Origin of the sequence: Catenovulum sp. 2E275 (assembly GCF_025515275.1) — a bacterium.
GTDB lineage: Bacteria > Pseudomonadota > Gammaproteobacteria > Enterobacterales > Alteromonadaceae > Catenovulum.
Genome location: NZ_JAOPFU010000014.1, coordinates 78,332 through 90,467, shown reverse-complemented (window position 1 = coordinate 90,467; position 12,136 = coordinate 78,332). Strand labels below are relative to the sequence as shown.

The window sequence follows — 12,136 nt, the reverse complement described above, 5'->3', positions numbered from 1 at the left end:
ATGCACAAACTGACGCTGTTGTCGAAACGGATGAAGACGTTGAGCAAGCTGAATCAGCAGAGGATGACGAGTTTGATATAGATGCATTAATTGATAATGCACAAACTGACGCTGTTTCAGAAATGGATGAAGACGTTGATCAAGCTGAATTAGCCGAACAAACAGAATCGGCAGATGACCCATTGAGTTTAGATGTAGAGTTTGAGTCAGATATCGAAGCAGATTTGAGCACTCAAGCGGAGAGCTCGGAGTCAAAAGCTGACGAACCAGCTGAAATAGACACAACCAATACTGAAATGGATGTCGATTTTGAAGGTGAAAATGCAGATATTGAACTTTTAGAAAATGAAGGTTCAGCGCCAGATATACTAAAGTCAAAAGCAGCGGATAGTGAAGCGTTATCTGATTCTGCTGAAATGGAATTTCCTGATGATTTTGACAGTTTAGCGGATGATGACTTATCTGAAATTGACTCGCAAGATCAAGAAATCGAATCGGAGTTGGATGATCTTGATTTAGAAAATGACGATGATAAAGAGGTTGCAAAGCCAGAAATCAGTGCAAATGACTTGGATGATAGTTTAGCTGAAATAGACTCTGAGCAAGATAGTGATGACTCAGCATTAACTTTAGATGAAGTTGAGAATACTGAAAATCAGCCAGAAGATGATCTACTTAATTCACTTGAGAATACAGAGCAAGAAGATAGTCGCGAAGCAGAAGCAGCACAATCTAACTTTGAATTAGAGACTGTTCTACCAGAACCAGAACCAGAACCAGAACCAGAACCAGAACCAGAACCAGAACCAGAACCAGAACCAGAACCAGAACCAGAACCAGAATTAGAGCCTGAGGTTGAATCCAGTTTATATGAAGGCAATGATGAGCTTGTTGATGAAACTGATCATCAAACGGATGAACAAGGCCAAAGGGCTGAAACACAAGCTATTGACACAAATGCTCTTGAATCTGAATTGCAAGCTGCTGCTGACTCTGACAAAAATGAATTAGTAGCAGAGCAGACAGATGAGGTTATTGATGAATTGGATGAGTTTGACTTATCGGATGAAGAATTAGCTGCAATTGATATTGATGAATTGGCCCAGCAAGGTTTTGATCCTGAATTGGATAACGAGTTATCTGAGTTTGATTCAATTGCTGATGAAGTTGAGTTTGAACAAACAGCAGATGATGAACTGGATAACTGGCTGGATGATCAAGAATTAACGGATGAAAGCTTAGCCACTGATTTTGAGCCTGAACCTCAGGATAATCTAGCGGTAGCGGATGATGATTCATTAGATGGTTTTGATATTAATAAACTACTTGCTGAAGACGAAGCTGCAACTGAAACAGAGCCTAGTTCAAATGCAGCTATGCCTGAAATAGAAAGTGATGACCCTAATTTACAAACATTAGATGAGTATGAAAATACCAACTTTGATGATTTATTAGGTGAATTATCATTAAAAGAAGACATTACCAATGAATCCTTACCGGATTCTGTTAGTACATTACAACTTGATGAGCTATTAAGCCACGAAGACGCAGAATTAACCGAGCTAGCTGATTCAACAGAATCCTTTAATTCTGATCAAACGGATAAAGCTGATTACTTGGAAGTTGATGATATTTTAGACGATTTAGAAAATGCTCATTCGGATGCAGAGCCTTATGATCAAAGTAAAATTAAATTCGACTTAGATGATGATATCAACAAAACCGATTCAATTAGCTTTGATGTTGATCAAGATGACATTAGCGGCATTCAGGCTAAGCTTGATTTGGCAAGAGCGTACATTGAAATAGATGATATTGAATCAGCTGAACAAGCGCTTGCAGAAGTGATCGCCAATGGTGATGAAAGCCAAAAAGAAGAAGCGAGTAGTTTATTAGAGCAAATTAAAAGTTAAGCATTGCTAGGGGCTGTTGACGTTTGATGTACAAGTTTAGTTAGAACCTAAACGCCAAACAAACTGCTGTAAAATTTTACTCAAAAGATTAACAGACCCTAGATATTTTCGCTTGAGTATCATAGGGATTCTCCCTCGTCTTTTGTTGAGATATCTTATCTTGATTATCTGGTTACTTTACATATTACTAAAAACCAAACCAGTATAATAATTAGTTAACCAGAACAAAGCTGTTATCTTTCATCCTCCATACCGGAAAATTTCCGATATACTCAATCAGATTTATGGACAATAAACTGAGTATATTTATACGAATAAACTTCACCCATAACTCAAATATGAGTTTTAAAGGTGTTTCTTCAGTCATCGTTCTAGCATAGAGGTATGGAACCAATTTACACTGGTTATGTTTCAGACTTCTATCTGTGAAGAATGGTTGTAGTTGTATTAGTATTATTAATACAGACTTGGTTGTATATCATGATACATAAGACTAAAGAGCATTCAGTCTGTAAAGCGATATTAAAGGCATAGTAGAAGATAACAAACAGTAGGTAAAAAATAATTCAAAAATTAAATAGATAGGCAAAAAGGGACAAGAAGATAAAAAATCCCAGCTTGATGGTAATCAAAGCCGGGATTTTTAATTTTGCTTAAAAAAATACTTAGTGGTTAATTAATAAATGAACCCCAATGGAAGCAGCGTAACCTAAGGCAATTGCCCAGCTCCATTTTAAATGGCTCATAAAATTATACGCACCTTTTGATTGGCCCATTAAAGCAACACCAGCAGCAGAACCGACAGATAATAAACTACCACCAACACCAGCAGTCATAGTAACTAATAGCCATTGATCAACACCCATTGCTGGATTCATACTAATAACTGCAAACATTACCGGAATGTTATCAACAATGGCGGATAATACACCGGCTGCAATATTGGCGTAAGTTGGATCCCAGTTGGTGTACATAGCTTCTGAAATCAGTGATAAATAACCGATAAAGCCTAAACCACCCACACTCATTACTACCCCAAAGAAGAATAATAAAGTATCCCATTCGGCTTGGGCGATTTTATCAAATACGTCAAACGGAACCACTTCACCCAAACGTTTAAGTGCTTTTTCATCTTTACGTTTTTCAGCTTCAGTACGCTTTTTGGCAAGTGAACGTGGTAAGCTGCGGCGCAGGTAAAAACCAAAGAATTTTAAATAACCTAAACCTGTCATCATACCTAACACTGGCGGCATACCAAACCAGCTATGGGCTATAACCGAGGTGACAATGGTTAAAACGAATAAAAATACAATGCGTTTAGCACCACGTTTAAGTTCAAACTCTTCTTTAATGACTTTACTTGGTTCATTACTAATAAATAAACTCATAATCACAGCTGGTACTAAAAAGTTAACACAGGCCGGAATAAATAAAGCAAAAAATTCTTCAAAATGGACTAAGCCTGCTTGCCATACCATTAGTGTAGTAATATCACCAAACGGGCTGAATGCACCGCCAGCATTAGAGCCAACAACGATATTGACACAAGCAATACTGATGAAGGTTTTATTACCCTTTGCCACTTTTAACACAATTGCACACATTAACATTGCGGTTGTTAAGTTGTTTGCAAAAGATGAAATAGCAAAGGCTAATACACCGGTCAACCAGAATAAACTACGTAAACTTAACCCTTTTGAAATCATCCATACACGGATCCCGTCAAAGACTCGGCGTTCTTCCATTGCATTAATGTAAGTCATTGATACAAGTAGGAATAATAACAATTCGGCATATTCTAACAGGTTATGCTCAAATACTTGTTTAGCCAGTTCAGGCAGATCGTGTTGAGTATAAATCCAGCCTAAAGCAAACCAAATAATACCGGCAGAAACCAGCACAGGTTTTGATTTTCTTAAATGCAGATAATCCTCAGCAATAACTAATGCATAAGCCACAATAAACATAGTGACAGCAAAATAGCCGATAAAGTGATCAGTTAGGTCAATTCTGCCTTCGACATTTGCAGCAGCAAAAGCAGCAGGCGTTAGAAATAAAGCGAATAAAGAGAGTAAAACAGTTACAGATTTGGCAAAGAATTTGCGCGATTGTGTGGGCATAATATTATATCAATACCTCAGATGGAGTTGCACTAATTGGGAGCGCGAACTTTAACATAAGTTTTGGCAAATAGGTATGACCAATTGACTTTTTTATGCAACAAAACTGTAGGTTTTTTAAACTATGATTGTTTAAAAAATAAATGTTATTATTTTGTTTTTTATATGTTTTTACGGTGTGCTTTGAACAAGATGAATTTATAACTGAGTTATTTTGAATGGAAAAGCATGCTCGTATTGCACCAAAACAAAAAATCAAAAGTGAACTGTTCTATCAGCGTAAAGATTGTGTAAATTAGACTTTAATTAATGGGATTATTTAAGGTCGCTTGGTACTATTTGATACGCCACAATAAGTATGATGAATTGTATGAATTTTAAGCAAAAAATTAAATTGATTGCCTTTTCGGTATGTTTATCCGCCTGCCAATCGAATTATCAAGGCAATGTTCAACAAAAATTAGAGATCCCGCCAAGCTGGCAAAATTCCGTTCCAGAGGTACCCAATGGCACACTTATGGTGCAATGGCTGCATTCAGAACGTTTAAACCAGTTAATTCAGCAGGCTATGCAGCATAATCAGTCGATTCAAATTAAACGCTTAGATGTTGAAAAAGCGCATTTGGATTTAGACAGAGCCGGAGCCGTTTTTTGGCCTGAATTAGACTTTTCTTTACGTGCGACTCGCTCTCAAGAAGTGAATGAAGTGCCCAGTAATCAATTTCAAGCGGGTTTGTCGGCCAGCTATGAGTTAGATATTTGGGGGAAATTGACGGATGCACAAAAAGCAGCTCAATATTCTTATCAAAATGCAGTGAGCCAATTAAAGCAAGCTGAATTAGAACTTGCCACTTCAGTTAGTGATATTTGGTTGCAAATGTTAGCTATATATCAGCAAATAGAACTGTCAAAACAAAAACTGAAAAATGTGCAGGGCAATTTGGATATTATCGAAAACGGTTATAGAGCCGGTTTAAATACGGCGTTGGATGTCTATTTAACCCGTAATAACTTAGAAGATGAAAAATCTAACTTAACAGAACAGCAAGCTAATTTTGCAGAACAGAGCAGACAGTTAGCTTTATTATTGGGTGAATATCCCAAGCAGGATTTATGGGCTGGCGAGACTTTTCCGGAAGTCGATTTTAAATTATTGCAAGGATTACCTTCAGAACTGGTGATGGGCAGACCAGATGTGCAGGCTGCTTGGCTAAGTGTATTAATGAATAATGCTAATTTGGCTATTGCTCATAAAAACAGGTTTCCGAGCTTTCAACTAACAGCGGATGTAAATGATCGCCAGTCAAACTTTTCGGACTTGTTTAGTCAGGGCATTGCTTGGTCATTAGCTGCTAGTTTAACCCAACCAATTTTTGATGCGGGGCGATTAGCTGCTTTAGAAAAACAAGCCAAAATAGAGTTAAGTCAGGCTGAATTAAGCTACCTACAAACGGTTTATACCGCACTTGAAGAAATTGAAACCGGGCTTAATCAATTTAAAGCATTAGAGAGTCAGTTAAAATCCAGTTTGATTTCAAGCGAAAATGCTGTGTTAGCCGAAGAGTTAGCATTTGAGCAATACAAACGCGGGTTAACTGATTATTCTGATTATTTATCTACTCAACGAACAGCGTTTACAGCAAAAAATCAAGTAATTGAAATTAAACGTAAAATTATAAATAATCAAATTGCACTTCATCAGGCTTTAGGCGGCGATTTTGCGATTGAGCAAAGAGCTTTAGCTACCGCTACGCAGGAAAACTAATCATGTTAAAAATAATCAAAAAACACATCACACTTATCTTAATTGTTATATTTGCCATTTTAATTTGGTTTATGTTTTACAGCAAACCCACGGTAGAGCGAAATTTTACGCCACCAGAAGCTCAAATTTCAGTTGATGTGATTAAATTAAACGCACAAGATTACCCAATTGAAATAGATACTTATGGGTTAGTTGAAGCGCAAATTCAAACTAAATTGACGTCTCAAGTGGGCGGCAAAATTATGTTTATTTCAGAGTCTATGCGTGGTGGCGGCTTTTTTGAGAAAGGCGAGTTATTAATCGAAATTGAAGCGGTAGATTATCAGGCTGAAGTAGATATTGCGTATGCAAATTTAGTTGAAGCAGAACAAGCGTTGGCCGAAGAACAGGCGCAAGCGGATCAGGCATTAAAAGACTGGCAAAGGTTAGGTAATGGTGACGATGCACCAGATTTGGTATTGCGCAAACCGCAATTATCAGCTGCAAAAGCGAAACTAGCATCAGCTAATGCAAACTATAAACAAGCCAAAATTAACCTGTCCAGAACCAAAATAACGGCACCTTATGCGGGTCGTGTGTTAACTAATTCAGTTGATTTAGGGCAAGTGATTTCAAACGGCACTCAACTAGGCGAAATTTATTCAACCAGTGCGATTGAAGTCAGCTTACCAATAAAAAATAATGAAATCCCATTGGTTAATTTACCGGAAGATTATCGCGGTGCGAGTAAAGATGCGCATGCTCAGGTTCGCATTTTTTCACAGCTTGCTGACAATGAAGCATGGCAGGGTAAATTGGTGAGAACAGCCAGCTCAATTGACGAAGAAAGCCGTCAATTACATGTGGTTGCCAGAATCGACGACCCTTATGGTGAAAAAGCTTACGGTAAAATGCCGTTAAAAATCGGTCAGTATGTGACTGCAAAAATACAGGGTAAAACCTTAAAAGATGTGATTATTATTGACAATAAAACCATCTATCAAGGGACTTATGTTTATGTACTTAAAGAGGGTACTTTAGAGCGTCGCAATATTACAATTATGTGGCAAAACAATAAAATCGCTTTAATTAAATCTGGTTTGGTAGATGGTGATGTATTAGTCACTACGCCACTTGGTCAAGTTTCGACCGGTACTAGAGTAAAATTAAAACAGGCCGCTTCTGAGCAATCGGCAGTTACAGCGCCAGCAGAAAATACCCGAGGTGAAATCAAATGATAGCTTGGTTTGCCCGAAATCATGTTGCTGCTAATTTATTAATGATCTGCATTATAGCTTCTGGTGCATATCATTTAATTGCCAAAATTCCGTTAGAAGTATTTCCAACCTTTGAAGCTGATACGATCAGCGTTAATGTCACATTAAGAGGCTCAACCCCAGAAGATGCTGAATTATCGGTAGCGACTCGAATCGAAGAAGCATTAATGGATTTAGAAGGGGTAAAAGAGCTCCGCAGCCGTTCAACAGAGGGGAGTGCCGGTGTCACTGTTGAGGTTGAACAAGGTTATGATCCAAGAGAAATTTTGGATGATGTTAAAAATCGGGTAGATGCGATTAATACGCTACCGGGTGAAGCCGAGCGGCCAATTATTGCGTTGGCTATGTGGAAGCGGGATGTTATTGATGTCACGGTTTCCGGTGATGTGAGCGAAAAAGAAATTCGTCAGCTAGCCGAAAAAGTTCGTGATGATTTGTTAAGAGTTGACGGAATTACTCAGGTTGAAGTGGCCGGTGTACGTAATTATGAAATTGCGATTGAACTGCCGCAAGATACCTTACGTGAATATGACTTAACCTTATCTGATGTATCGAATGCAATTCAGCAAAGTTCAATTGATTTATCTGCCGGTAATATTAAAACCGATGGCGGTGATGTTTTAATTCGCTCAAAAGGGCAGGCGTATCGTCAGGATGAGTTTGAGCGCATTGTTTTAAAAACACATTCGGATGGTACGGTTTTAACTTTAGGTGATATTGCCCAAATTTATGACGGCTTTGAAGAAACCGCAATCCGCACCCGTTTTGACGGTGAAATAGCCGCTACTTTATCGGTTTATCGTATTGGTAACCAAAGTGCGATTGAGGTTGCACAAAAAGTAAAAGATTATATTCAAACTCAGCAAACTAAATTGCCGGATGGTATTCATTTAGGTTATTGGAGTGATGACTCAGTTGTGGTTAAAAAACGTATTTCTACGTTAACCACAAATGCCATTCAGGGTGGTATTCTGGTACTAATTTTACTGGGGTTATTTTTACGTCCGGCGGTCGCTTTTTGGGTATTTATCGGGATTCCGGTGAGCTTTTTAGGTTCATTTATGGTGTTATCATTATTTGGTGTCACCTTAAATATTATCAGTTTATTTGGTTTTATTGTGGTACTCGGGATAGTGGTGGACGATGCAATTGTCACCGGGGAGAATGTTTATAAACATCTGGAAAATGCCGAAAACGGTTTGCAAGCTGCAATTGTTGGGACTAAAGAAGTCGCAACACCAGTGACCTTTGGTGTATTAACTACGGTTGCGGCCTTTACACCATTATTATTTATTGAAGGTAATCGCGGCGCTATTTTTGCACAAATCCCAGCCGTTGTTATTCCGGTTTTATTATTTTCACTTATCGAATCCAAATTTGTATTACCGGCGCATTTAAAGTATTTGAAGGTTCGTCAAAATCAGGATCCTGCCACTCAAAACAAACTACAGCAACTTCAGCAAAAGTTTGCAACTGGCTTTGAGGTTGCAATTTTAAAATATTACAAACCGGTTTTAGAGTTGAGTTTACGTAATAAGCGCAGCACTTTAGTTTGTTTTAGTGGTATTTTGGGGATCATTATTGCTGCCATTATGGTTGGTCATACTAAGTTTATCTTTTTCCCACGGATTCCGGGTGAAACGGTTGAAGTGAGTGTGACTATGCCCAATGGTACGCCGTTTGAAGTGACCGATTATCATATTGAGCGGATCACTCAAGCTGCCAGAGAGCTACAAAAAGAATACATTGACCCCGTTACTAACGAGAGTGTCATTTTACATATTTTATCGCAAACTGGTCGCGGAGGCGATGCAGCTAGAGGGCAGGTTAGATTTGAGATTACACCGCCCGAAGAGCTTCATTTTCCAATTTCTAGTCAGGAACTTTCCCGAGCATGGCGCGATAAAGTAGGTGAAATTCCGGGTGCTGAAGAAGTCACATTCCGCTCTGAGATTGGTCGTTCGAGTGATCCAATTAATATTCAGCTCAGAGGCAATGATTTTGCTCAGTTAAACAAAGTAGGTGAGTTAGTTAAAGAGCGGTTAGCAACTTATCCAACCGTATTTGACATCAATGACTCGATGGCAAACGGTAAAGAAGAAATTCAGATTGAACTAAAACCCGAAGCTTATTTATTGGGGATTACCCGTTCACAAGTTATTAATCAGGTGAGACAAGCCTTTTATGGTGTGCAGGCTCAGCGTATTCAGCGTGGTCGTGACGATGTTAGGGTTATGGTGCGTTTTCCGCGAAGTGAGCGTAACTCAATTGCTAACCTGAATAATATGCTGATTAATACAGACGAGGGTAAACAAGTTCCTTTATCTCAGGTGGCGCGTTTTGTGCCGGGTAAAAGTCCAACCTCTATTTACCGGATTAATGGTAATCGGGTATTAACGGTTATTGCCGATTTAGATAAAGAGCAAACCAATGTGACAGTATTAACTCAAGATCTACGCCAGTTTTTAGATGAGTTAATTGCTCAGTATCCAAGTGTTACTTATATGATGGATGGGGAAGCCAGAGAGCAGGAAGAGTCCTTTAACTCGTTATACTGGGGATTAGCTGGTGTATTTTTTGCGATTTATGCTTTATTAGCCATTCCGCTTCGCTCTTATACTATTCCGTTAATTGTGATGTCGATTATTCCGTTTGGGATTATCGGTGCGATGGGTGGCCATTGGTTAATGGGAATGGATTTAACCATAATGAGTATTTGGGGTTTATTAGCACTGCTTGGGGTAGTGGTTAACGACTCTTTGGTTTTAGTGGATTATATTGGCAAAAAGCGAGATGAAGGCATGAGTGTGAAAGATGCGGTATTAACCGCAGGGGCAGCTCGTTTTAGACCGGTTATGCTGACTTCATTAACCACTTTTATCGGTTTAATGCCTTTATTATTTGAAAAATCGACACAGGCACAATTCCTAATTCCAATGGCCGTGTCATTAGGTTTCGGGATTATATTTGCTACTTTTGTGACTCTGTTATTAGTGCCCGTTAATTATTTAATGGCGTATCAGGTTAGAAACTGGTGGCGTGCTATTTAGACTATATCGGCTTAAAATTATTCGAAAACAGAATGTTTTTCTATCTTTAATGTTCAAGCCTGAAATATCTTATTTCAGGCTTTTTTATTTGTTCAAAAATTCAAATTACACATTACTTGTGTGTATTCTTTGCTGTTATTTTCTATTATATTTGATATCTTTCAGGTAGATGACTGTTATTCACTTAATGTGAGAATCGCTAGTTTCAGAAATTAATAGGCTATACATTAACAATTTATATATTTAGCATTCTAATTAGAGTTATTTAAACTAAGAGACATAAATAACTGATTTGTTAAATTTTAATTTATCTCCTAACTTAACTAAGGTTTGGAAATTATAAAAATAATAAGGGTTTGGGTAATTAATGCGATTTTGCAATATCTTTTTTCCAGCAGTGCTGATGTTTTATGTACAACCAACATTTGCTGGAGATGAAGCGATTCAATTTTCAGGTTTTGCCCGTTTAGTTGGCGGTCTTACTTTATCAGACAATGATCCTGTTTCTGGTTATGATTCTGAGTTAAATGTGGATCAACACAGTTTACTTGGTTTGCAGGCAAGTTATCAGTTTGATAACCCCAAATTATCAGCGACAGCTCAAGTTATTGGGCAGGCTAACTCCCCTAATTCAGGTCTACAATGGCTCTATTTAAATTACCATTTAGATGATAACTGGCAATTTAAACTAGGTAAGTTACATACCCCGTTTTTTGATTATAGTGATGTCATCAATGTTGGATATGCTTATCCATGGGTCGTTTTACCAACAGAGGTTTACGATACATTTTTCTTTTCATCTTTTAATGGTGGTTTAGTTGAGTACTCTCGGTTAGGATCTGAGTTTAACCTTTCTATACAATCTTATTTTGGCCAGGTTGATGAACAAATAGAAGTATCAGGTGACGAGTTTGATGTTAATGTCGATTATTTTAATGGCATTGCTATTCAACTTAATCGCGGAGCTTTTAGTAGCAGAATTTCAAAAACAGTTGGTGATTATAAAGTTGATGATGTAGGGCTTGAACCAGTAATTCAAATTTTTAATCACTTGAGCCTCAATAACCCTATTTTTTCTCAGGTTGCTGATGCTTTAAATGTTGCAGGTAAAGTAGATTTTAATCAAGTAAGTTTAGCTTATGACTCATTAGATTGGTTTATCCGTGGAGAATGGACAAAAATAGACCATTCAGTCAAGTTACTGGTTGAATTAACAGGCTACTATATAATGGCTGGTTATCAGCATAACCAGTTTACTTATCACCTAACTTTTAGTGAACGTAAAAGCAGCTATAGTTACCAGTACCCAGAATTACCAGTAGTTGGTGATGAGCAGATTGATTATTTGATTCAGTCTTATAATAACTTAGCCGTCGACCGGCCTGTTTTTAATTCTTCCGGTATTACTCTAGGTAGCCGTTGGGATTATAAAGCTGGATTGGCATTTAAGCTGGACTTAAGGTTAATTAAAGGGCAACCTGAAATTTATTTGCCAACGTCAAGCAAAGCTCAGTTTGATGGCCAAGCTACACTATTAACAGGGAGTGTAGAATGGGTATTTTAACTAAAGTATTTATTATTCTTAGTTGTTTTGTATTCGTTAGCCCTGCTTTTGCTGTTTCAGAACTTTTGATTGTCACTGCAAAAACACACAAAATTGAATTAACTCGTCAACAAATAAAGCAATTATATTTAGGCGCCCGTCTTTCTATTGATGGAATGAATCTTCAGCCTTTAGCTTTACCTGTGGGTAATAAATGGCGTACTGTTTTCAATACCAAAGTGATGGGGTTAAATGAAGCCAGAATTCAATCATATTGGGCGCAAATGAACTTTACCGGCCGCAGAACTGCACCTGCTGAAATCAACACGGTTAACAAATTAGTAGAAAATGTATTGGCAATACCAGGTACACTGGCGTATTTACCCGACAGCCAGGTTGATATTTCAAAGTTTCATATCGTGTATCGGGTTGGGATTGAATAACATTGAATATAATGCCGAAGGGGAGTTATGTGGGCCGCTATTTAGG

Annotated in this window: 7 protein-coding genes; 6 read left to right on the top strand and 1 reads right to left on the bottom strand. The window is 37.9% G+C overall.

The window, feature by feature from the left end; translation table 11 throughout:
- The coding region (locus N7931_RS09170; protein WP_316250572.1) for a FimV/HubP family polar landmark protein at positions 1 to 1,913 on the top strand (1,913 nt) is incomplete at its 5' end.
- Positions 1,914 to 2,578: 665 nt separating this feature from the next.
- On the opposite strand, the gene nhaD is transcribed toward N7931_RS09170, so the two are convergent.
- Positions 2,579 to 4,033 (bottom strand): sodium:proton antiporter NhaD, encoded by a 1,455-nt coding sequence (gene nhaD / locus N7931_RS09165; protein WP_262793558.1) that lies wholly within the window; start codon positions 4,031 to 4,033, stop codon positions 2,579 to 2,581.
- Between the two features lie 370 nt (positions 4,034 to 4,403).
- On the opposite strand from nhaD, the gene N7931_RS09160 reads away from it, so the two are divergent.
- From N7931_RS09160 to N7931_RS09140, 5 genes are all read left to right on the top strand, one after another.
- Positions 4,404 to 5,798 (top strand): efflux transporter outer membrane subunit, encoded by a 1,395-nt coding sequence (locus N7931_RS09160; protein ID WP_262793557.1) that lies wholly within the window; start codon positions 4,404 to 4,406, stop codon positions 5,796 to 5,798.
- Between the two features lie 2 nt (positions 5,799 to 5,800).
- A complete protein-coding gene (locus N7931_RS09155; RefSeq protein ID WP_262793556.1) occupies positions 5,801 to 7,015 on the top strand; it encodes an efflux RND transporter periplasmic adaptor subunit in 1,215 nt (404 codons plus the stop codon).
- On the top strand, positions 7,012 to 10,104 hold the full coding sequence (locus tag N7931_RS09150) for an efflux RND transporter permease subunit (RefSeq protein ID WP_262793554.1): 3,093 nt from the start codon (positions 7,012 to 7,014) through the stop codon (positions 10,102 to 10,104). Before N7931_RS09155 ends, N7931_RS09150 begins: the two co-directional genes overlap by 4 nt.
- A gap of 403 nt (positions 10,105 to 10,507) precedes the next feature.
- On the top strand, positions 10,508 to 11,668 hold the full coding sequence (locus tag N7931_RS09145) for a hypothetical protein (RefSeq protein WP_262793553.1): 1,161 nt from the start codon (positions 10,508 to 10,510) through the stop codon (positions 11,666 to 11,668).
- Positions 11,656 to 12,090, top strand: coding sequence for a hypothetical protein (locus N7931_RS09140; protein ID WP_262793552.1), 435 nt, complete (start codon positions 11,656 to 11,658; stop codon positions 12,088 to 12,090). Before N7931_RS09145 ends, N7931_RS09140 begins: the two co-directional genes overlap by 13 nt.
- Positions 12,091 to 12,136 lie beyond the last annotated feature (46 nt).

What these genes read in the sequence shown, in the direction of transcription:
- N7931_RS09150 (WP_262793554.1), top strand. Translation starts at nt 7,012, where the DNA reads ATGATAGCTTGGTTTGCCCGAAATCATGTTGCTGCTAATTTATTAATG.
- N7931_RS09140 (WP_262793552.1), top strand. Translation starts at nt 11,656, where the DNA reads ATGGGTATTTTAACTAAAGTATTTATTATTCTTAGTTGTTTTGTATTC.
- N7931_RS09160 (WP_262793557.1), top strand. Translation starts at nt 4,404, where the DNA reads ATGAATTTTAAGCAAAAAATTAAATTGATTGCCTTTTCGGTATGTTTA.
- nhaD (WP_262793558.1), bottom strand. Translation starts at nt 4,033, where the DNA reads ATGCCCACACAATCGCGCAAATTCTTTGCCAAATCTGTAACTGTTTTA.
- N7931_RS09155 (WP_262793556.1), top strand. Translation starts at nt 5,801, where the DNA reads ATGTTAAAAATAATCAAAAAACACATCACACTTATCTTAATTGTTATA.
- N7931_RS09145 (WP_262793553.1), top strand. Translation starts at nt 10,508, where the DNA reads ATGTTTTATGTACAACCAACATTTGCTGGAGATGAAGCGATTCAATTT.